Below are 21,092 nucleotides of genomic sequence, written 5' to 3' on the forward strand. Positions count from 1 at the left end.
GTCTTCCAGCTCGATGGTGAAGTAGTGCTCCTGGGTACCGGTGGAGGAGGTGCGGAACCACTCCAGGCGGCACTTGGACAGACGCTCACCGGAGGTCAGGGAGTTGAAGATCAGCGGCGAAGCCTTGTCGAACACCTTGGTGATCATCAGCGGCTTGTGCACGCGCTGTCCGGTCGGCTGGCCGGACTGCGGGTCGCGCGGGATGATGACCTGGTGGTTGAAGCCCTGGACCAAGATCTGGTCCTCGTGACCTTCCTGGAAGATGTTGCCGACCGAGTCCTCGGTGAAGGTGCCTGCGGTGATCAGGCCTTGCTTGGTGCCTTCGAGGGTCATGTACGCGGGTGTTGGCATGGTGCTCTCCTTGCTGTGAGACGAGACCGGTAAGGTCCGGGAGCCTGGAGGAGTACAAGGGGCGTGCCAGAGGGCTGCGGGCCAGGCGGGGCGGGGGCTGTAGCGCGAACGGAGACAATCCGGGAAGCGCCTTGTGCGGGGCGTCACGGAAGGTTGTGCAACATCTGGCGCAGGGTTGTGCAGGGGGTTGCGCACGGCGCGAAGGGGGCGTGGGCAGTGGGGCGGAGCGGGGCTTGGAGGGCGAGGAGAAGGGCAGGTGTGCAAGGAGTTGCGCAGCGCGAGAGTGTAGGTGGCGGGGCGTTCCCGGATTGCATCCGGGCTACGGCTCCGGTGCAGTCAGAACCCCTCACCCCGGCCCTCTGGACTCGCCACTTCCTTGTGGCTCGGCCTACGGCCAGCTGACGCTGCCCAGATCGGCTGTCCTGCCGATCTGTCCGGAGGGAGAGGGGCGTAGGGCGGGAAACCCGCGTCAGGGCTAGGCAGACTCAGGACGAGCAGCTGATTTCCAGATGCTTGCCCCATTCCGGTGGGCGCTCGGTGTAGTGCTGCATGCCGGGTTGTTCTTCGAAGGGGCGCGACAGCACGGCATGCAGTTCGCGCACCGGGCTGTAGTCGCCCTGTTCCGCGGCGCTGATGGCGTTCTGGGCCAGGTAGTTGCGCAGCAGGTAGAGCGGGTTGACCGCGTGCATGCGTGCCTGGCGCTCGGCCTGCTCGCCACCTTCCTGCGCGGCGCGTGCCTGGTATTCCTCGCCCCACTGATCGAAGCCGGCGAGGTCGACGAAGTCCTCGCGCAGCGCCTCGATGGCCTCGGCCGGCGCCTGTTCGCCGAGGCGGCGGAAGAACAGGTTGTAGTCCACCGCGCTGGTCTGCATCAGTTGCAGCAGGCGCTCGACCAGCGCGGCGTCGCGCTCGTCGGCAGTGGTCAGGCCGAGGCGGCGGCGCATCAGGTCCTGGTAGTGGGCCTGGAACAGCGGCAGGAACAGACCCAGCGACTCGCGCAGCTGCTCCACCTCGACGAAAGGCGTCAGTGCCTGGGCCAGGGCGCTGAGGTTCCAGTGGGCGATGGGCACTTGGTTGCTGAAGCTGTAGCGGCCGCTGTCGTCCGAGTGGTTGCAGATATGGTTGGCGTCGAAGTCATCGAGGAAGGCGTAGGGGCCGTAGTCGAAGGTGATACCGAGGATCGACATGTTGTCGCTGTTCATCACACCGTGGCAGAAGCCGTAGGCCTGCCACTTGGCGATCAGCTCGGCGTTGCGCTCGACGATCTCGCGGAACATCGCCGCCCAGGGGTTCTCCGCGGCCAGGCACTCGGCGAAGTGGCAGGCCAGCACATGCTCGCCCAGTTCGCGCAGCCGCTCATGCTGGTTGGTGTAATAGAAGTACTCGAAGTGGCCGAAGCGCACATGGCTGGGCGCCAGGCGCAGCAGCATCGCGCCGTTCTCCTGCCTCTCGCGCCATACCGGCGTGCTCGAGCCGGTGACGCACAGGGCGCGCGACGTGGGGATGCCCAGCGCATGCATATATTCGCTGGCGAGGAATTCGCGGATCGAGCTGCGTAGCACGGCGCGGCCGTCGCCCATGCGCGAGTAGGGCGTCTGGCCGGCGCCCTTGAGGTGCAGGTCCCAGTGCTGGCCGGCGTCGTTGACCACCTCGCCCAGCAGCAGGCCGCGGCCATCGCCCAGGCGTGGGTTGTAGACGCCGAACTGGTGCCCGGAATAAACCATGGCGCGCGGTTCGGCATCGCTCCACAGCTTGTGCCCGGCGAACAGCTGGGCGAATACCTCGGTTTCCGCCTCGGCCGGATCGAGGTCGAGCAGGGCCATGGCGGCCGGGCTGGCCACCACCAGGCGCGGCTCGGCCAGCGGCTCGGGCAGCACCTCGGTGGAGAAGGCGTCGCCCAGGCGGGCGAAGCGATTGTCGAACTGCAGCGCGTCGAGAGTCTTCATGGGCTCAGCTTGTCACGGGCGCGGGGCCCTGGGGAAATCGCCGGGATGGGCGGTCCCGGCGCTCGGCGTCAGCGCGGCGGCTGTTGCTCGGCGGCTTGCTCGGCCTCGGCCGACGCCGGGTGAGCGGTGGACTTGCGGCTGAAGACCACGTCCATCTTCGGCGTCGAGGCGATGTTGATGTCGTGCTCCTGGAACAGCTGGTCGATGCGTCGGTTCAGCTCGTCGGTGGCCAGGCCGCGGTCGCCGAGCTCGCGCACGTACACCTTGAGCTCGTGCTCCAGGGTGCTGGCGCCGTAGGTCTTCAGCTGCACATTGGGCACCGGGTCGCGCAGCACGCGGCTGTTCTCCTGGGCGGCCTGGAGCAGCAGCTTGCGTACCAGCTCCAGGTCCGCGCCGCGGTTGACCGTGTAGACCAGTACGATGCGGGTGATGGTATCGGTCAGGGTCCAGTTGATCAGCTGGCTGGTGAGCAGGATCTGGTTAGGCACAATCACTTCCTTGCGGTCGCTATCGGTGATGTGCGTGGCGCGGATGCGGATGCGGTTGACCGTGCCGGTAACGGTGCCGATGGTCACCAGGTCGCCGATGCGGATGGGGCGCTCGAACAGCAGGATCAGGCCGGAAATGAAGTTGGCGAAGATCGCCTGCATACCGAAGCCGATACCCACGGAGAGCGCGGCGACCAGCCACTGCAGCTTGTCCCAGCTGACCCCGAGGGTGGACAGCGCGGTGACGAAGCCGATGCCGGCGATGGCGTAGGACAGCAGGGTGGTGGTGGCGTAGGCACTGCCCTGGGCCAGGCGCAGCTTGGACAGCACCAGCACTTCCAGCAGGCCCGGCAGGTTGCGCGCGAGGGCGGCGGTGATGCCGGCGATGATCAGCGCGCCGAGCACGTCGAGCAGGCTGATGGGGATCTGCGTGGCGGTGGCGCCGGTGCCGGCGGAGTATTGGTACAGGGTGATCTGGTCGAGGTAGGCGAACACGCTGATCAGGTCGGCCCAGACCAGGTACATGCAGGCGAGGAAGCCGCCGAACAGGGCCAGGCGGATCAGGCGCAGGGACTGCTGATTGATCTGGTCGATGTCCATCACCGGCTCTTCGACCGTCACTTCGTCGCCTTCCTCGTTCTCCTTGGTCTGCGTCTGGCGCTTGGCCAGCACGCGGGCGTAGGCCAGGCGGCGGGCGGCGACGGCCAGGCCGCGGACGAAGGCGGCCTCGATCAGCAGCGCCAGGATCAGCAGGTACAGAGTGTTGATCAGGCGGTCGGTGAGCTTGAGCGAGGTGTAGTAGTAGCCGAAGCCGACGGCGACGATGAACGCCAGAGGCAGCACGGAGACGCCGATGCCGAGCAGCAGGCGGAACGGCGAGGTCTGCTCGCGCATCGGCTCGGCCAGCAGCAGTTTGCTCAGGATCAGGGTCATCAGCGCGTAGCCGGTGAGCACCACCAGGATGCCGACCACGTCGTCGGCCAGGGCCTGCGGCTGATGCTCGGCGACGGTCACCACCGCCACCAGCGCCATCACCACCAGACCCAGGCGGCGTACCTGCTTGCTCAGCAGTGCCACCTGCGGACGCGGCCAGCGGAAGTGCAGCTCGGCCACGCCGCCGGGGGAGAGGATGCGGTACAGGGTGTAGAACACCAGCCAGGCCTGGGCCATGTCCAGCAGCGCGCTGCCGAGGGTGGCGTTCTGGCCACGGGCATCGATCAGCAGGGCCACGCCGCACAGGGTGAGGAACAGGGTCACCGGCAGGGCCAGCAGCACGTTGAGGAAGATCGCCATCGGCGTGTGCATCTGGCTGTCGCGCTTGTAGTGGCCGATGTCCTCGTGCAGCGCCTGCAACTTGGCGTACAGCCAGCTGCGCCGCCACAGCAGCCCGCCGATCAGCAGCAGCAGGGGAATAAACAGCCAGGGCCGGTCGACCAGGCCGGCGCCCAGCTCGCGCACGCCGGAGCCCCAGGGCATGGTCTTCAGCTGGCGCTCCAGCAGGTGCGGCATCTGCTGCAGCCAGGCCAGGTCGAGCGGCTTGTTGCTGGGAATCCAGAACATCTGCTCGTCCAGGGTGGCGCGCAGGGTGCCGATCATTTCCTGCAGCTGCTTCTGGTTCAGCTGCAGGGTGATGGACTCGTTGAGCAGGGTGTTCAGCTCACGGTTCATGTGCTGCAGCAGGTCGTTGCGGGTGGTCGCCAGCTCCAGCAGGGTCTTGCGCAGCTCGGGCGTGACCTGCTCGCTCGGCTGGCTGGCCAGCAGGCCGTCGACGTAGGCGTTGAGATCGCCCAGCTTGTCGCGTTGCTGGTTCAGCTCGAACTGATAGAGGCGGATATCGGCGATCTCGTCGGCCAGGTTGCGGTCCAGCTGCGGCTTGGGCAGGGCCTGCTTCTGCTGGTAGAGAATCTTCGCCAGCAGCAGGCTGCCCTTGAGCACGCTGACCTGCTCGTCCAGGGCCTGGGCGGCCTGGCTGACGCTGTCCAGCTGCTGCTTGGTTTCCAGGTTCATCCGGGTCAGCTGGTTGAGGCGCTCGGTGGCGCGCAGCAGGTAGTCGGAAATCTTCAGGTTGGTGGCGCTTTCCTGGGCCAGCAGGCTATCCGGGGTGGCCTTCTCGGCCTCGCGGGAGAGTTCGGCGACGGTCTTCTCCGAGCTGACGCGGCGCTTGTCGCTGATCAGCGCCTGCAGGTCGAGGCTCTCCTGGTCCAGGCGGCGGATGCGCTCCTGCAGCAGTTCATGGCGCGCACTGCCGAGGTCCTGCAGCAGGTTGTTGCCAGCCAGCTCCTGGCGGCGCAGCGCGGTCTGCGCCTCGAGGGCCGCCAGCTCGGCGTTGAGTTCGCTGCGGCGCTCGGCGGTCAGCGGCTTGCCCGCTTCCTTGCCGACCTTGAGCAGATTGTTGATCTGCATGGCGCGGGTCTGGTTGGCGCTGATCTCGGCCTGGGCGCGCTCGGGGCGGGTCTGCGCGGTGATCAGCAGGCTGCTGGCCTCGGCCAGTTCCTGCTGCCAGCCGCTGAGCTTGCTGCTGCGTTCGCTGAGTTGCTGTTCCAGCTGTTCCACGCTGGAGCGCGCGTAGCGGCTGGCGACGTTGACCGGCTGACCGGCCTTGAGCCGGGCCAACTCGCGCTGGGCTTCGCTGGTGAGGCGCGGGGCGTCGCGCAGCTGGGTCTTCAGTGCGTCGAGCTTCTCCTGGCTCTCGGCGCGGGCGGCGAGGAAGCTCAGGGTCTGCTCCAGCTGGGCCTTGATCTCGCTTTGCTCGGCTTCGGGCAACTTGCGATCGGCCAGGGCGGCGAGGCTGTCCTGCACGGCCTTGGCCGCCGGTGGCTCGGCGGCGGCAACAGGATTGGCGGCCAGGCACAGGCCGAGGAACAGGGTGGCGAAGAGAGGGCGCAGAAGAGGCATGGTCGAGGGTCGTGAACGGAAATGCGGCTAATGATATGCCAGGCGCAGAGCGGGCGCTGCCGCTCGCGTCACTTTCGCCCGGCCTAGAGGAAGAGTCCGGGCTTGGCCTGACCTTCGGGGAATCGGACGCCGACCTTGCGCACCTTGTTCCCTTCCATCAGGGCCACGGTCCAGGTCAAGCCGTTCCACTCCACCTGGTCGCCGAGAATCGGCTGGCCGCCGATCTCGTGAGCAATGAAGCGGCCCAGCGGCTGGTTGCCATCCTCGTCGCCGAGCTTGAGGCCGTACAGCGCGGCGATCGCGCTGAGCTGGGCATCGCCTTCCAGCACGAAGTCGCCGAAGAAGCGCAGGTCGGCGCTGCGCTGCGGCGCCTGGCTGAACAGCTTGCCGAGGGCCGACAGGTCGTGCTCGTGGCCGACCACGCAGAGGATGTCGCCGGCGTCCAGGGTGGTACTGCCGGACGGGTGCAGCAGCTCGGTGCCGCGGAACAGCGCGGCCACGCGGGTGCCCTCGGGCATCTTCAGCTCGCGCAGCGGCGCACCGATGCACCACTTCTCCGCGCCCAGGCGGTAGATGAACAGCTCCCACTCGCTGGTCGGATGGATCTCCAGGCCGGCGCGCGAGATCGGCGCCGGCTCCGGCGGAACGGTAACGCGCAGTAGCTTGGCCGCCAGCGGCAGGCTGGCACCCTGCAGCAGCAGCGAGACCAGAACGATGAAGAAGGCCAGGTTGAAGTACAGCTGCGAGTGCTCCAGGCCGGCCATCATCGGGAACACCGCGAGAATGATCGGCACCGCGCCGCGCAGGCCGACCCAGGCGATGAAGATCTTCTCGCGGTCGTGGAAGGCGCGGAACGGCAGCAGGCCAATCAGCACCGACAGCGGGCGGGCGAACAGGATCATCCACAAGGCCAGGCCCAGGGCGGGGATGGCGATGGGCAGCAGGTCGTGCGGCGTCACCAGCAGGCCGAGCACCAGGAACATGCCGATCTGCGCCAGCCAGGCCATGCCGTCGAGCATGTGCAGGATGCTGTGGCGCGAGCGGATCGGCCGATTGCCCAGCACCAGGCCGCACAGGTACACGGCGAGGATGCCGCTGCCGTGCAGGGCGTTGGTCAGGGCGAACACCAGCAGGCCGCCGCTGACCACCAGCAGGGGGTACAGGCCATTGGGCAGGTTGATACGGTTGATCAGCTGCAGCAGCAGCCAGCCGCCGCCGAGGCCGAGCAGGGCGCCGATGCCGAATTCGCTGAGCAGGTGGCCGAGGAAGGCGATGCTGATCTCGCTCTGGCCCTTGGCGAGCATCCCGATCAAGGTCACGGTGAGGAACACCGCCATCGGGTCGTTGCTGCCGGACTCGATCTCCAGGGTTGCCATGACCCGCTCGTTGAGGCCCTTGCCGCCGAGCAGGGAGAACACCGCGGCGGCATCGGTGGAGCCGACGATGGCGCCGATCAGCAGGCCCTGCATCAGGTTCAGGTCGAACAGCCAGGCGGCAGCCATGCCGGTCAGCCCGGTGGTGATCAGCACGCCCACAGTGGCCAGCGACAGCGCCGGCCACAACGCCACGCGGAAGCTCGACACCCGTGTGCGCAGGCCGCCGTCGAGAAGGATGATGGCCAGCGCCAGGTTGCCCACCAGGTAGGCCATCGGGTAGTTGCTGAAGCCGATGCCGCCGGGGCCGTCGACGCCCGCGACCATGCCCACGGCGAGGATGATCACCAGGATCGGGATGCCCAGGCGCGAGGACACCGAGCTCACCAGAATGCTCGCACCCACCAGCAATGCGCCGACCAGGAACAGGCTATTGATGGTGCTGGCGTCCAAGGGCGTACTCCGGGCGAGAAAGCGAGGGGCGACGCTCCAGGTTCTGTTCACGTGCGGCCGCGGCCGTCGGGGGACGTCAACAGATCCTAAGCAGAGATCATGCCGGATAATAACCTGCCGCTTTGCTCTCCTGTCAAAAGGAAACGCCCCGCATGGGCGGGGCATTCTTTTTGTAGCTGAATCAGCTGCTTAGGGGCTTGCTTTGCATAGGGTGGACGACGCTCTATGCGCAGCAGCCAAGGGTCAGAACCAAGCACCCTGCATGTTCATGCAGCCAGGTAGCCCGGACTGAAGTCCGGGTTACCAGTGGCGTGCAGTGAGGTGTTCTGCTCCAGAAAATAAAGCCCCGCATGTGCGCGGGGCGGGGAAGAGTAAAGCGTTAAATCAGAACCAGGCGTCCTGCATGTTCAGGCAGGTGTCGTCGCGCGCTTCGAGAATGTTCAGCTCGTGCTGGCAGCTCGGCACCTCCCAGGTCAGGAAGTAGCGCGCGGCCTGCAGCTTGCCCTGGTAGAAGTCGACGTCGGCAGCATTGCCGCGCGCCAGGCCTTCTTCGGCGCGGATCGCCTGTTCCAGCCAGCGCCAGCCGATCACCGCGTGGCCGAATACCTTGAGGTACAGCGCCGAGTTGGCCAGGCCCTGGTTGACCTTGCCGGTCAGCAGGTCGCCGAGCAGGGCCAGGGTCACGCCGCCGAGGCGCTGCACCAGCTGCTCCAGCGGCTGGCGCAGGCGATTCAGCGACTCGAAGGATTCGGCGCGCTGGCAGGTGTCCTGGATCAGCGCCATCAGCTGCTTGAGCGCGGCGCCACCGTTCATCGAGACCTTGCGACCGAGCAGGTCGAGCGACTGGATGCCGTGGGTGCCTTCGTGGATCGGGTTGAGGCGGTTGTCGCGGTAGTACTGCTCCACCGGGTATTCGCGGGTGTAGCCGTGGCCACCGAGCACTTGGATGGCCAGTTCGTTGGCCTTGAGGCAAAACTCGGACGGCCAGGACTTGACGATCGGGGTCAGCAGGTCAAGCAGCTCCAGGGCCTTCTTGCGCTCTTCCTCGCTGGGCAGGGTGTGGGTGTCGTCGAACAGCCGGGCGGCGTACAGGCCCAGGTCGAAGGCGCCTTCCACGTAGGCCTTCTGGGTCAGCAGCATGCGGCGCACATCGGCGTGCTCGACGATGGAAATCTGCGGGCTGCTCGGATCCTTGCCATCGGCATGGCGGCCCTGCGGGCGGTTGCGCGCATAGTCCAGCGAGTACAGGTAGCCGGCGTAGCCGAGCATGATGGCGCCCATGCCGACGCCGATGCGCGCCTCGTTCATCATCTGGAACATGTAGGACAGGCCATGATGCGGCTTGCCCACCAGATAGCCGACACACTCGCCGTTATCGCCGAAGTTCAGCGCGGTGGAAGTGGTGCCGCGCCAGCCCATCTTGTGGAACAGGCCGGCCAGGGTCACGTCGTTGCGCGCACCCAGCGAGCCGTCGTCGTTGACCAGGAACTTGGGCACGATAAACAGGCTGATGCCCTTCACCCCGGGTGGGGCATCCGGCAGCTTGGCCAGCACCATGTGCACGATGTTCTCGGAGATCGGCTGGTCGCCGCCGGAGATGAAGATCTTGTTGCCGCGGATACGGTAGCTGCCGTCGGCGTGTGGCTCGGCCTTGGTGCGGATGTCCGACAGCGACGAGCCGGCGTGCGGCTCGGTCAGGCCCATGGTGCCAAAGAAGCGTCCGTCGATGATCGGCTGCAGGAAGCGCTGCTGCTGTTCGGCGCTGCCGAAGGCCTCGATCAGGTTGGCCACGCCCATGGTCAGCATCGAATAGGAGCTGGTGGCGCAGTTGGCCGACTGGAAGTGGGCGAAGCAGGCCTGCGAAAGCAGATTGGGCAGCTGCATGCCGCCGGCCTCGAAGTCGCGGGTGGCGTTGAGGAAGCCGGCCTCGTGGAAGGCCTTGAGCGCTGGGGCGACTTCCGGGATCAGCACGGCGGCGCCGTCCACATACTGCGGTTCGTGCTCGTCATTCTTGCGGTTGTGCGGGGCGAACAGCTCCTCGGCGATACCGCGCGCGGTGCCGATGGCGGCATCGAAGGTTTCCCGATTGTGGTCGGCGAAGCGCTCGCGCTGGGTCAGGGCTTCGGCGTCCAGCACTTCGTAGAGTTCGAAGGCCAGGTTGCGGGAACTGAGCAGGGACTCGGACATGATCGTCTCCGGTGGGATCTTCTTGAAGTCTAGAGTCGTGAATAGAGGCCGCCTAGCAAGATTCATCGGCCTGATGCTGAGCTAGAAACTGTTCGCGTCGTCCCTTCGGGCTACAATTCGCGCCCCGCTCCAGGTTCTGCTTCAGGTAACGCGCCCATGAACTACCGCCACGCCTTCCATGCCGGCAACCACGCCGATGTGCTCAAGCACCTCGTCATCAGCCGCATCATCGCCCTGCTGTCGCGCAAGGAGGCGCCGTTCGCCTACCTCGACAGCCATGCCGGCGTCGGCCTCTATGACCTGCAGGGCGACCAGGCGACCCGCACCGGTGAGTGGCTGGAAGGCATCGCCCGCCTGTGGGATGCGCCGGATCTGCCCGAGGCGACCGCCGACTACTTCGGCGTGCTGCGCACCCTCAACCCGGACGGCCAGCTGCGCTACTACCCCGGCTCGCCGGAGCTGGCCTGCCAGCTGACCCGCGAGCAGGACCGCGTGCTGCTCAACGAGAAACACCCGGAAGACGGCCAACTGCTCAAGGACAACATGAAGGGCGACCGCCGCGTGGCCGTGCACCTGGGCGAGGGCTGGCACGTGCCGCGCGCCCTGCTGCCGGTGGCGGAGAAGCGCGCGCTGCTGCTGATCGACCCGCCGTTCGAGAAGGCCGACGAGCTGGAGCGCTGCGTCACCGCGCTGGACGAGGCCATCGGCCGCATGCGCCAGACCGTGGTCGCCATCTGGTACCCGATCAAGGACGAACGCCAGCTCAAGCGCTTCTACCAGGGCCTGGAGAAATCCAGCGCGCCCAAGCTGCTGCGCGTCGAACTGTTCGTCCATGCGCCGGACGATGCCAACCGTCTGGCCGGTTCCGGCCTGGCCATCGCCAACGCACCCTGGGGCCTGGAAGACGAGCTGAAGCAGCTGCTGCCCTGGCTGGCCGGCAAGCTGGCGCAGAGCCAGGGCAGCTTCCGCCTGGACTGGCTGATCGCCGACTGAGGGTGAGAGGTTTTACTCCCTCTCCCTTTGGACAAATCGGCAGGACAGCCGATTTGGGTAGCGTTAGCTGACCGAGCCATAGGGATGTGGCGAGTCCAGATAGGTGGGGTGAGGGCGCCGTAGGCCACTCCGAGTCGCCTGGAGGTCCCTCACCTCCGGCCCCTCTCCCAGGGGGAGACGGGGTTACGGAGTTGGCGCGACGTGCTGGCGCAGTTGCCCGGCCAGCTCCGCCAGATCCTGTCCCTGTCGCCGCAACTCGCCCAGCGCCTGCTGTGCCTCGGTCGGCGGTGGAGTGAGCGTACCGCTTAGCGCCTGCAACAGGCTGACCAGTTGGCTGGCGACTTCCATGGCTTGGGTCTGCTGCCCGGCCAGTTCGTCCAGTTGGCTGGCGATGCGTTGCTGCGCCTCCTCGCTGCTCTGCGTGCCGTCCTGGGCCAGCTGATTGGTCTGCGCGTCGGCATGGCGTAGGGCTTCCAGCATCTCGCCCACCGTGCCGCGAATGGCCAGGGAGAAGTCGGTAGAGCGGCTGGACAGGGCGCGCACTTCGTCGGCCACCACGGCAAAGCCGCGGCCGCTCTCGCCGGCCCGGGCCGCCTCGATGGCGGCGTTCAGCGCCAGCAGGTTGGTCTGCTTGGCGATGGCGTCCATGTCGTTGGTAGCGCGCAGCACGGTTTCGGCCTGCTGGGCGATGCCGCGCATGCCCTCGGCCAGGGCGGCGGCCTGGTCGCGGGTCTGCCGCTGCTGGTCGAGCAGGGCGGCGAGGGCCTGGCGGGCCTGCGCATCGTCAGCCGGCACTGTCGGTAGCTCGGCGAGCAGGGCCAGGGCGCTGTGGTTGTGCTGCTGCAGTCGTTCGTCCTGGGCCTGCCAATGCTGCTGGACGGCGGCGTCGCGGGTCTGCAGTTCCTGCTGCAGGCGTTCGAGCAAAGTGCGTTGCTGCGCGCACTGGGCGTCCAGCTCATCGGCCAGTGGCGCCAGCCAGGGCAAGGGTTCGGCTTCGCGCGGGCGGGGCTGCATCAGCGCGTTCCAGTGGGTGGCAGTGGCCAGCGCGGGCAGCAGGCCTAAGCTCAGGCACACTCCGCTGAACAGGCAGATCCACAGCGGCAGGCCACCCCAGGCGCCCAGGCCGACCAGCAGCCAGGGCGACACCTGCAGCGCCACGGCAGCCAAGCTGAAGGCCTTCGGCGGAATCTCGTGGAGGTCGGAAAAGCGCGGGTTGTGCATGGCTGGCCGGGTCTACTTCTGCTGGCGAATGGACGATGTTCGCGGAGTTTAGGTGGGTTTCCCCGTAGGGCGGGTGCAACCCGCGAGTCGCTGTTACGCGGGTTGCACCCGCCCTACCTCTGCAGCTTATTTTCCGCGCTGGCGCGGGTCGACGTAATAGGTGAGTTGCTGACGCGGGTTGAGGTACTCCAGCGCTTCCAGCGGCAGCTGCGCCGGGCGCAGGCTGCGGGCGATGGCCAGTTTCGGCTCGTGCTCCAGGTTGACGATCAGCGCCTCGGCCTTGGGCACGCTCGGCTCGTAGAGGATCAGCGTCGGCCTGAGCGGCAGGCTCGGGTGCATGGCCAGTACCAGGGCGTAGCGCTCGTCCTCCAGCTGCACCAGGCTGCCCGGCGGGTACACGCCCATGCAGCGGATGAAGGCCTTCAGGGCCACGTCGTCGAAGCGCTCGCGCTGCTGCTTGAACATCAGTGCCAGGGCCTCATGCGGGCTCAGGCCGTCGCGCGGGTTGAGCGGGTTGCACAGGTTGTCGAAGGTGTTGGCGATGCTCACCACCCGGCTCAGGCGGCCGATGGCGGCCTCGCGCAGGCCCTTGGGGTAGCCGCTGCCGTCGCAGTACTCGTGGTGCTCCTGGATGATCCGCAACACCTCGTCGTCGAGCATCAGCTCGCGGCCGCGGCGCACGCCGAAGTCCACGTGCAGCTGCAGCAGCTGCTGCTCCGGACGGGTCAGCGGCTCGGCCTTGAGCAGCACCTTGCTCGGCACCTCCAGCTTGCCGATGTCGTGCAGTAGGGCGCCGAGGCCCAGGCTGTGGCAGGCCTCGGAGTCGTAGCCGAGTTGGCGACCGAGCATCACCGACAGCACGGTGACGTTGAGCGGGTGGAAGTAGGCGTCGTCGGCGGCCTTGCCATTGATGCTGTGCAGCGCCGCGCCATCCTCGCCGAGCAGCGCCTCGACCAGCTCGCGCACCACCTCGCCGGCCTGCTTGATGGCGTCTTCCGGCTGGCTGCGCAGGGCCTGGTTGAGCGACTTCACCCGCTGGCTGGCCTGCACGAAGGTGCGGTCCACTTCCGCCAGGCGCTTGCGCAGGGCGCCCAGTTTGGCCGCGCGGGCCTGGCGCGCCTGCTCCTCGGGGCTGGGCTTGGGCGGCTCTTCCGCCTGCTCCTCGGGCTCGGCGGGTTGCAGCGCCAGGGGCTGGCAGTCGCTGCGCGCCGGCTCGTAGCGCAGCTGGGCCAGGCCCAGGTCGCGCAGGGCCTGGAGCTGGCCCTCGTCCTTGATCTTGAAATTGCTGAAGGCGAAGTTGTGCTCCCACCAGCTGAGGTCCAGGTGGATATAGAGACCCACGCACAGTTGGTCGGGGGAGATGAGCTTGGTGACTGCGGGCATGCCGATATCGAGTGCTGCTGGCCTTTTGCTGGCAGTCTAGCGCCTTGCCGTCGGGCTGGCAGCCGCTGTCAGGGTATTCGTGTCAGCTCCGTCTCGACTTCGGCCGCCCACGCCAGCCATGACTGTTCGCCGAGGATGCCGCGGCGCAAGGTCAGGTACGGCAGGCGCAGGGCGGCGCGCTGCTCGGCGGGCAGGGCGTGATAGTCGCGTTCGATGCTCAGCAGGCTGTCCAGGGTCTTGCGGTGCACGGCCACGTGGCGGGCCATCTCCTCGCGCAGGTTGGCGGTCGAGGTGTGGGCGCCGGCGTACAGCTTCACCAGCAGCGCGTCGTTGATCTTGTTCGGCTGCACCGGCTCGCCGAGCCAGCGCAGCAGTTCGTTATGGCCGGCCGGGGTGAGGCGATAGATCTTCTTGTCCGGACGGGTCTCCTGCGCCTCCGCCTCGAACTCCAGCCAGCCGGCTTCGTTGAGCTTCTTCAATTCCAGGTACACCTGCTGGTGCTTGGCGTTCCAGAAATAGCCGAGGCCATCCTTGAAGCGCTTGAGCAGGTCGTAGCCGCTGCCGGGTTCGCTTTCCAGGAGGATGAGGATGGCGTGCTTGAGCGACATGAACGGGCTTCACCGGCTGGCTTGGGGATGCGCGGCAGTATACGGATTATGCAAAAAGTTGCATGGTCGGCAGGTGCTGTCTAGTATGCAAAAAATTGCATAACAACAATAGCGCAGGAGCCCTCCATGAAACGCACCGGTACCCGCTTCCGCCCGCGTCTGCTGGCCAACGACTACGACGCCATCATCATTGGCTCCGGCATTGGCGGCCTGACCACCGCCGCGCTGCTGAGCAAACTTGGCAAGCGCGTGTGCGTGCTGGAGCAGCACTACACCGCCGGCGGCTACACCCACAGCTACGAGCGCGAGGGCTACGAGTGGGACGTGGGCGTGCACTACATCGGCGAGGTGCACAAACCCTGGTCGGCGATCCGCCGCATCTTCGATGTGATCAGCGACGGCAAGCTGGAATGGGCATCGATGGATGCCCGCTACGACCGCATCGTCATCGGTGACAAGACCTACGACTACGTGGCCGGCCGCGAGGAATTCAAGGCCGAGATCAAGCAGCACTTCCCCGAGGAAGCGGCGGCCATCGACCGCTATGTGGACCTGCTCAGCGACGTCAGCGCGCGGGTGCCGCGCTTCTTCGCCGGCCAGGCCCTGCCACGCTCGCTCGGCATGCTCTACGCCAAATTGCGTCGCCTGTGGCTGCCGGCCTATTTCTTCAAGAGCACCCGCGAAGTGCTCGAAGGCCTGACTCAGAACCAGGAGCTGATCGGCGTGCTGACCGCACAGTGGGGCGACTACGGCCTGCCGCCGGAAAAGGCGGCGTTCGTCATGCACGCCATGGTCGCCAAGCACTACATCACCGGTGGCAACTACCCGGTGGGCGGCGCGATCAAGATTTCCGAAACCATCATCCCGCAGATCGAGGCGGCCGGCGGCCATGTGTTCACCTATGCCGGGGTCGACAAGATCCTGGTGGAGAACGGCCGCGCCGTGGGTGTGCGCATGCAGAAGGACGGCCTGGAGATCCGCGCCCCGCAGATCGTCAGCTGTGCCGGCCTGGTGCCTACCTATACCCGTCTGCTCGATGCGCAGGTGGCCAACCAGCACGGCCTGCTTACGCCGCTGCAGAAGGTCGACCTTTCCGCCGCCACCCTGTGCCTGTACGCCGGCTTCAAGGGCAGCGCCGCCGAGCTGGGCCTGCCGAAGACCAATTACTGGGTCTACCCGACCCATGACCACGACCATAACGTCAGCAGTTTCGAGAGCGGGCAGAACCCGGCGATGCCGCTGATCTACATCAGCTTCCCCTCGGCCAAGGACCCGGCCTGGGATGCCCAGTACCCGCACAAGGCCACGGTGGAAGTCGTCGCGCCGACCCTGCCGCAGTGGTTCGCCCAGTGGAAGGGCACCACCTGGGGCAAGCGCGGCGCCGAGTACGAGGCGTTCAAGGCGCAGCTCACCGAGCAGTTGCTGGAAACCCTCTACAAGCACCAGCCGCAACTGCGCGGCGCCCTGGACTTCTGCGAGCTGGGCACGCCGCTGTCCACCGAGTGGTACCAGTGGAACGAGCAGGGCGAGATCTACGGCATCGACCACACCGTACAGCGCTTCGACCAGCACTGGATCCACAGCCAGACGCCGATCAAGGGGCTCTATCTGACAGGCGCCGATACGGTCACCGCCGGGGTCGGCGGTGCGCTGATGGCCGGGGTGATGACGGCGACCCGCATGCTCGGCTGGCGCGGGTATCGGATTGGTGGGGTGTTGAAGAATTGGAAGCCGGCGGCGCAAGAAGACGCGGGTGCCGAGGTCATTGGCTAGATGAGGAGTGGCCGCGCATGCCCGGGGCATGCGCGGCCGAGAGGCTTACTCGGCGCTGCCGGTGATGCTGATGGTGACCTGGTCACCAGGATTTACCTGCAGACCGGCCTGCTTGCAATCGAACAGGGTCGCCGTGCTCTTGCGCACCAGGCGCTGACCACTGGTACGGTTCAGGCAGGTGTAGCTGATCGGGGTGACACCGACGGTGCTGACGCCCATGGGCGGTACCAGGTTGTAGCTGAGCTGACCGCGCAGGGCTGGAGTGGCGCCCTCGCAGTGCTGCTCGAAGCTGGCGTTGATGCCATTGACCACGCCCTGGGAGTCGTAGCTGACCTCAAAGATGTCGAAGCGACCAGTCAGGGTGTTGCAACCGCGGCCGCTGCCAGAGAAGTTCAGCCCGGGCTCGCTGGTGGCCTGGAATGGAAAGCGTGTTGCAGCTTCGTAGCTGCCCGGCTGCAGTTGGGCGTTGCCGGGAGCGGCTAGATCCAGGGTCCACCAGACGCTGCCGTTGCCGCTGCTGATATTGAGGGTGATGCCGTTGTCGTAGTTCTTACTGTAGCGGAAGGTGGCGTTGGCGTCGGTATAGAGGTAGTTCTTGCCGGCACCAATGTAGTCGCCGGCGTCGCTCTTGAGGGTCAGGCGGGTTTCGGCGCTGGCGGCGCAGCTGGCGGCCAGCAACAGGCAGGCGAGGGCGGGTTTGAAGACGTTCATGCAATGTCCCTTTGCTAGATGAGGAGGAGTGATGCCGACTCCCCGACTCCGTTCTGGGATGCCTGCACGGTGGCCAGATTAGCCGATTTCCTTCTGCGCTCCGGGCCGGATGCCGGGAATGTGATCGCCGCCTGGTTCTGCTTAGGTGGTCAGATTCGCTGATAAAGCCATCCGCTGGTGTGATCGCCGAGTGTTGGCTATCCGCGCGTGAAGGTATATCCGGCGCTACACCGTCACATCCACCGAGTTGCCCAGATTCGGCGGATTACTCGGTGGAGTGACCTGCGGAATGGCCTGGATCAGGCCGATAGCGCTGGCGGCCTGAATATCCAGGGACTTTCTCAGCAGCATCAGCGATGCGGTTGCCGAGGCCTGCGCGGCATTGGCATTGGAAACGGCACTGGCGATATTGCTCAGGTCCATGATGGGTTCTCCTGCGGAGAGGGCTCTACCGGGTCGACCGGTAGAGCGTGGCGAAGGTTCCACCACTCAGACCGGCAGACAAACCCCCGTGCCGCCCAGCCCGCAGTACCCGCCCGGGTTCTTCGCCAGGTATTGCTGGTGGTAGGCCTCGGCGTAGTAGAAAGCCGGCGCGTCGGCGATCTCGGTGGTGATGGGGCCGAGACCGGCCTTCTCCAGTTCGGCCTGGAACTGTGCCTGGCTGGCTTCGGCGGCAGCGCGCTGGGCGGCATCCAGGCAATAGATGGCCGAGCGGTACTGGGTGCCGATGTCGTTGCCCTGGCGCATGCCCTGGGTCGGGTTGTGCGCTTCCCAGAACACCTTGAGCAGTTGTTCGTAGCTGGTCTGCTGCGGGTCGAACACCACCAGCACCACTTCGGTATGGCCGGTCAGGCCGGAGCAGACTTCCTCGTAGGTCGGGTTCGGCGTATGGCCGCCGGCGTAGCCAACGGCGGTGGTCCACACGCCGGGCTGTTGCCAAAAGCGCCGCTCGACACCCCAGAAGCAGCCCATGGCGAATACCGCCTGCTGCAGGCCGGCGGGGAAGGGTGCCTTGAGCGGGTTGCCGTTGACGTAATGGGCGGCGGGCACCGCCATGCTCTCGGCACGGCCGGGCAGGGCCTGTTCGGCGCTGGGCAGTTCGAGTTTGTGGGCGAGGATTTGCGAACGCAGAACCATGATCTGTTCCTGTGCTGTGACGGAGTGGGGATAGCTTACTCCGCTGGGCGGGCGGTTGAAGCCGAGGGATAGACACGCATCGTGAGGCTGGATTACAGCGCAGGCCTGCCGTTGGTCGGCTGGGCGAGGCTCAGGCGCCGCGGCAGGGATAGCGGCGCAGGCTGTCCACCAGGTCGCGGCCGGGAATCGGCCGGTCGAACAGGTAGCCCTGGCCGACGTCGCACTGCTGGCGCCGCAGGAAGCCGAGCTGGGCGGCGGTTTCGATGCCTTCGGCGACCACCTTGAGCTTGAGGTTGTGGGCCATGGCGATCACCGCGGAGGTGATCTCCATGTCGTCCTGGTTCTCCGGGATGTCCTTGATGAAGCTGCGGTCGATCTTGATCACGTCGATCGGGAATTTCTTCAGGTAGCTCAGCGACGAGTAACCGGTGCCGAAGTCGTCCATCGCCAGCGTCAGGCCCAGGGCCTTGAGGCGCGCCACCTGCTGGCGGGTGGCGTCGTTGCCTTCGAGCAGCAGGCTCTCGGTCAGCTCCACTTCCAGCAGGTGGGCCGGCAGTTGCTCCTCGTCGAGGATGGCGGCGATGGAGCCGACCAGGTCGGGGTCGGTGAACTGCTTGGCGGACAGGTTGATCGCCACCTGGATATCGCCCATGCCCAGGGCGGCCAGCTCCAGGCTGGCGCGGCAGGCCTGGCGCACCACCCATTTGCCGATGGGGATGATCAGGCCGGTTTCCTCGGCGACGCTGATGAACTGGTCCGGGCTGATCATGCCCTTCTCCGGGTGCTGCCAGCGCAGCAGCGCTTCCAGGCCGACCAGCTGGCCGCTCTTCAGGCACAGCTTGGGCTGGTAGTAGACCTCCAGCTCGTTCTGGGTCAGGGCGCGGCGCAGGTTGTTCTCGACGAACAGCTTGTAGCTGGCCTCGGCGTTGAGCGCCTCGGTGAACAGCTGGACCTGGTGCTTGCCGTTGGCCTTGGCCTTGTGCAGGGCCAGACCGGCATGCTTCATCAGTACGTGCGGGTCGTCGCCGTGCAGCGGTGCGCAGGCCAGGCCGACCGAGCCGGTAACGCTGATCAGCTGGTTGTCGACGAACAGCGGCTTGTCCAGGGTCGCCAGCAGTTCCTGGGCCAGTTTGAGGCCGGCTTCCTGCTCGGCGCCGTCCAGCAGCACGGCGAACTCGTTGCTGGCGAAGCGCGCCAGGCTGGTGTTCTGGCTCAGGCTGTTGCGCAGGCGCCGGGCCAGGTTGGCCAGCAGCTTGTCGCCAGTCTGGTGGCCGAGGCTGTCGTTGATTCGCTTGAAGTTGTCGATGTCCACCAGCAGCAGGCTGAAGGCCTGGCCGTCGTGGCGGGCGAAGCGCTCTTCCAGGCAGCGGATGAAGTAGGGGCGGTTACCCAGGCCGGTGAGGTTGTCGCTGTAGGCCAGGCGCTCGATGCGCTGCTGGGCCAGTTTGCTCTGGGTGATGTCTTCGTAGATGCCGATGTAGTGGGTCAGCTCGCCGTCGTCGTTGTACACCTTGGAGATCGACAGCTGGCCCCAGTAAGGCTCGAGGTTCTTGCGCCGGCTGCGGAACTCGCCCTGCCAGCTGTTGCGCTCGGCCAGGCCGGCCTGGGCGTCGAACAGCAGGTCGCCGAGGTTCTCCAGAGCCGGCAATTGGGAGATGCGCCGGCCCTGGATTTCCTCGGCGCCGTACTGGGTGATCGAGGTGAAGCTGGGGTTGACGTACTGCACCAGGCCGTCGCGGTCGAACAACAGGAAGGCGCTGGCGCTCTGCTCCACGGCGCGCTGGAACAGGAACAGGGCGCTGGTGGCGTCGCGGCGCTGCTGGTTGCTCATGACCTGGGCGAACTGGTCGGCCAGCTCGCCGGCGAAGGCGATCTCGTCGGCCTGCCAGGTGCGCGCCGGGCCGATGTGCTCCAGGCACAGCACGCCGACCACTTCGCCGCCGAGGCGGATGCTGGCGTCGAGCATGGCGCTGATGCCCAGCGGCTTGAGGTAGCCGCGGGCCAGCTCGCTGGTGCGTGGGTCGCGCTGGGCGTTGTGCGCGTCGATGGCGCGGCCGCTGTGCAGCGCCTCCAGGTAGCGCGGAAACAGGCGCGCGTCGATGGTCGCCGGCATCTCGTGGCCGTCGATGTCGCGGCGGTACATGGCCACCGGTTCCAGTTGGTCGCCGATCAGGTGCCAGACGCTGGCGCGGGCCACATCGTAGGTCTCGCAGGCGGCCTGGGTGATCAGCTCGGCGGCCTCCTTGAGCGGGTCCAGCGCGCTGTAGCGATGGCGCGCCAGGCGCACGATCAGGCTCTGCTGGGCGCGCGAGCGGATCAGGTGCTGCAAATGCTCTTCCTGGGAATGCTGGTACAGCTCCAGGGAGGTCTTCAGCTTGTTGTTCTGCTCTTCCAGCTCCTGCAGGCGCTGTTCGGCCAGGGTCTCGCCGGCTTCGGCGGTGACCAGCAGGTAGCCGCGCAGCAGCAGGCGGCCGCGCTGCTGGAAGGTCTCGCCGATCTCCAGCAAGTGCAGGGCGCCGTTGGGCGTGTGCAGGCGATAGCGCACCGAATAGTGCGGTGCCTTGCTCAGCTGCAGCTGAATCTCGTCGTGCAGCTGATAGCGCGACTCCGGCTCCATCAGGCTGGCATAGGGGCAGTCGAGCAGGGCGCAGAGCTCGCCGGCGCTGACGCCGAGCTGGCGTTCGCAGGCGGGATCGAGGAACAGCAAGGTCCAACTTGGCTCGTTGATACGCTCGAAGCGCAGCATTCCCAGGCGCGAGGGCACTGGCAACTGCGTCACAACCTCGGCTGCCGTACGGCTGGCGGCATCGGGATGGCTTTTCATCGAACGACGGGCTTCCTTATGCTGCCGCTTCAGGGCAGGCTTGGGACCCGTTGGCGCGCCAGTTCATGGGGCCGCCAGACGAGTTCACAGGTCTGTTACATCAACCAAGTGGGGCAAGGGTGCATCATGCGGCAGGGACTGACAAGAAGACTGAGCGGGTTATTGCTGATGCTGAGCCTGGGCGCGGGTGCCCCGGCGCAGGCCAGCGAGGCCCAGCTGAGCGGTGAGGAGCAGGCGCGTTATCTCGCCGAGCTGAAGCGACTGTATCTGACCAAGGACGAGCGCAAGGCGCTGCTGGCGCACAGCAACGCGCTGCTCGACACCTATGCCCTGCGCGCGGGCTACCAGTTGGGCAAGGCACCCAAGCAGCGCAGCGACCTGCGCTACCAGCTCAGCGTCGCCGCCCCCGGCGAGCTGCTGGTGCGCCAGGAGACCCGCGCCGAGCAGACCAACAGCCTGGCGGTGAGCAACCAGCGCCTGTCGGTGTTCGGCCTCGACCCCTATATCCACTACGACTGTCCGACCAGCGGTATCACCTGCGTGCTGAACAATCCGGCCGACGGCAGCCCGTGGATCACCGTGCTGCGTGACCACCAGGGCGCGGCCGACCTGGCCAAGGCGATCAGCTTCCTCATCCGCAATCTGCAGCGCAACTGAGCGGCGGGCCGGCGTGGCAGAGCCCTACTACGACAGTAATGCTGCTCACATAGGTCATGACCTGCGCGATCCAGTCCCCTCTCCCCAGTGGG

The 21,092-nt window shown here is 66.5% G+C and carries 15 protein-coding genes; 3 read left to right on the forward strand and 12 right to left on the reverse strand.

Annotated elements, in window-relative coordinates:
* The 5 genes from N7607_RS22765 to N7607_RS22785 all read right to left on the reverse strand — a co-directional run.
* Nucleotides 1–351, reverse strand: a 351-nt coding sequence (locus tag N7607_RS22765) for an Hcp family type VI secretion system effector (RefSeq protein WP_279868498.1), incomplete at its 3' end; no start/stop codon positions are given.
* 485 nt (nucleotides 352–836) lie between these two features.
* Nucleotides 837–2,297 carry a protein adenylyltransferase SelO gene (gene selO / locus N7607_RS22770; protein WP_279868496.1) on the reverse strand — a complete coding sequence of 487 codons (1,461 nt, stop codon included), beginning with the start codon at nucleotides 2,295–2,297 and terminating at the stop codon, nucleotides 837–839.
* A 68-nt stretch (nucleotides 2,298–2,365) separates the two neighbouring features.
* Entirely contained in the window at nucleotides 2,366–5,680 is a 3,315-nt protein-coding gene (gene mscK / locus N7607_RS22775) for a mechanosensitive channel MscK (protein WP_279868494.1), read from the reverse strand.
* An 83-nt stretch (nucleotides 5,681–5,763) separates the two neighbouring features.
* Nucleotides 5,764–7,506 (reverse strand): potassium/proton antiporter, encoded by a 1,743-nt coding sequence (locus N7607_RS22780; protein WP_279868493.1) that lies wholly within the window; start codon nucleotides 7,504–7,506, stop codon nucleotides 5,764–5,766.
* Nucleotides 7,507–7,890: 384 nt separating this feature from the next.
* Complete coding sequence (locus tag N7607_RS22785) at nucleotides 7,891–9,693, reverse strand: acyl-CoA dehydrogenase (RefSeq protein WP_279868492.1); 1,803 nt, start codon at nucleotides 9,691–9,693, stop codon at nucleotides 7,891–7,893.
* A gap of 156 nt (nucleotides 9,694–9,849) precedes the next feature.
* On the opposite strand from N7607_RS22785, the gene rlmJ reads away from it, so the two are divergent.
* Entirely contained in the window at nucleotides 9,850–10,686 is an 837-nt protein-coding gene (gene rlmJ, locus N7607_RS22790) for a 23S rRNA (adenine(2030)-N(6))-methyltransferase RlmJ (protein WP_279868491.1), read from the forward strand.
* Between the two features lie 183 nt (nucleotides 10,687–10,869).
* Here rlmJ and N7607_RS22795 read toward each other — a convergent pair whose 3' ends face one another.
* From N7607_RS22795 to N7607_RS22805, 3 genes are all read right to left on the reverse strand, one after another.
* Nucleotides 10,870–11,907, reverse strand: a complete 1,038-nt coding sequence (locus N7607_RS22795; RefSeq protein ID WP_279868490.1) for a methyl-accepting chemotaxis protein — start codon at nucleotides 11,905–11,907, stop codon at nucleotides 10,870–10,872.
* A gap of 126 nt (nucleotides 11,908–12,033) precedes the next feature.
* Nucleotides 12,034–13,290, reverse strand: a complete 1,257-nt coding sequence (locus tag N7607_RS22800) for an HD-GYP domain-containing protein (protein WP_279868487.1) — start codon at nucleotides 13,288–13,290, stop codon at nucleotides 12,034–12,036.
* 68 nt (nucleotides 13,291–13,358) lie between these two features.
* The gene (locus tag N7607_RS22805; RefSeq protein WP_279868486.1) at nucleotides 13,359–13,898 is read right to left on the reverse strand and encodes a PadR family transcriptional regulator; all 540 of its coding nucleotides are present in this window, start codon (nucleotides 13,896–13,898) and stop codon (nucleotides 13,359–13,361) included.
* A 126-nt stretch (nucleotides 13,899–14,024) separates the two neighbouring features.
* Here N7607_RS22805 and N7607_RS22810 point away from each other — a divergent pair, with 126 nt between their 5' ends.
* Entirely contained in the window at nucleotides 14,025–15,671 is a 1,647-nt protein-coding gene (locus N7607_RS22810; protein WP_279868485.1) for an NAD(P)/FAD-dependent oxidoreductase, read from the forward strand.
* Between the two features lie 45 nt (nucleotides 15,672–15,716).
* Here the strand turns inward: N7607_RS22810 and N7607_RS22815 are convergent, their stop codons facing one another.
* The 4 genes from N7607_RS22815 to N7607_RS22830 all read right to left on the reverse strand — a co-directional run bounded on the left by N7607_RS22815 (nucleotide 15,717) and on the right by N7607_RS22830 (nucleotide 20,343).
* The gene (locus tag N7607_RS22815; RefSeq protein ID WP_279868483.1) at nucleotides 15,717–16,382 is read right to left on the reverse strand and encodes a hypothetical protein; all 666 of its coding nucleotides are present in this window, start codon (nucleotides 16,380–16,382) and stop codon (nucleotides 15,717–15,719) included.
* A 225-nt stretch (nucleotides 16,383–16,607) separates the two neighbouring features.
* Complete coding sequence (locus N7607_RS22820; RefSeq protein WP_279868482.1) at nucleotides 16,608–16,805, reverse strand: YjfB family protein; 198 nt, start codon at nucleotides 16,803–16,805, stop codon at nucleotides 16,608–16,610.
* A gap of 66 nt (nucleotides 16,806–16,871) precedes the next feature.
* Complete coding sequence (gene msrA / locus N7607_RS22825) at nucleotides 16,872–17,519, reverse strand: peptide-methionine (S)-S-oxide reductase MsrA (protein ID WP_192400092.1); 648 nt, start codon at nucleotides 17,517–17,519, stop codon at nucleotides 16,872–16,874.
* A 130-nt stretch (nucleotides 17,520–17,649) separates the two neighbouring features.
* Complete coding sequence (locus N7607_RS22830; protein ID WP_279868481.1) at nucleotides 17,650–20,343, reverse strand: EAL domain-containing protein; 2,694 nt, start codon at nucleotides 20,341–20,343, stop codon at nucleotides 17,650–17,652.
* Between the two features lie 168 nt (nucleotides 20,344–20,511).
* Here N7607_RS22830 and N7607_RS22835 point away from each other — a divergent pair, with 168 nt between their 5' ends.
* Nucleotides 20,512–21,000 (forward strand): hypothetical protein, encoded by a 489-nt coding sequence (locus N7607_RS22835; RefSeq protein WP_279868480.1) that lies wholly within the window; start codon nucleotides 20,512–20,514, stop codon nucleotides 20,998–21,000.
* Nucleotides 21,001–21,092: the final 92 nt, after the last annotated feature.

The sequence above is a fragment of the Pseudomonas sp. GD04019 genome, from assembly GCF_029837695.1.
Lineage (GTDB): Bacteria > Pseudomonadota > Gammaproteobacteria > Pseudomonadales > Pseudomonadaceae > Aquipseudomonas.

Coding starts and splice junctions, on each gene's coding strand:
- N7607_RS22835 (WP_279868480.1), top strand. CDS start 20,512: ATGCTGAGCCTGGGCGCGGGTGCCCCGGCGCAGGCCAGCGAGGCCCAG.
- N7607_RS22805 (WP_279868486.1), bottom strand. CDS start 13,898: ATGTCGCTCAAGCACGCCATCCTCATCCTCCTGGAAAGCGAACCCGGC.
- N7607_RS22830 (WP_279868481.1), bottom strand. CDS start 20,343: ATGAAAAGCCATCCCGATGCCGCCAGCCGTACGGCAGCCGAGGTTGTG.
- rlmJ (WP_279868491.1), top strand. CDS start 9,850: ATGAACTACCGCCACGCCTTCCATGCCGGCAACCACGCCGATGTGCTC.
- N7607_RS22820 (WP_279868482.1), bottom strand. CDS start 16,805: ATGGACCTGAGCAATATCGCCAGTGCCGTTTCCAATGCCAATGCCGCG.
- selO (WP_279868496.1), bottom strand. CDS start 2,297: ATGAAGACTCTCGACGCGCTGCAGTTCGACAATCGCTTCGCCCGCCTG.
- N7607_RS22810 (WP_279868485.1), top strand. CDS start 14,025: ATGAAACGCACCGGTACCCGCTTCCGCCCGCGTCTGCTGGCCAACGAC.
- mscK (WP_279868494.1), bottom strand. CDS start 5,680: ATGCCTCTTCTGCGCCCTCTCTTCGCCACCCTGTTCCTCGGCCTGTGC.
- N7607_RS22795 (WP_279868490.1), bottom strand. CDS start 11,907: ATGCACAACCCGCGCTTTTCCGACCTCCACGAGATTCCGCCGAAGGCC.
- N7607_RS22785 (WP_279868492.1), bottom strand. CDS start 9,693: ATGTCCGAGTCCCTGCTCAGTTCCCGCAACCTGGCCTTCGAACTCTAC.
- N7607_RS22815 (WP_279868483.1), bottom strand. CDS start 16,382: ATGAACGTCTTCAAACCCGCCCTCGCCTGCCTGTTGCTGGCCGCCAGC.
- N7607_RS22800 (WP_279868487.1), bottom strand. CDS start 13,290: ATGCCCGCAGTCACCAAGCTCATCTCCCCCGACCAACTGTGCGTGGGT.
- msrA (WP_192400092.1), bottom strand. CDS start 17,519: ATGGTTCTGCGTTCGCAAATCCTCGCCCACAAACTCGAACTGCCCAGC.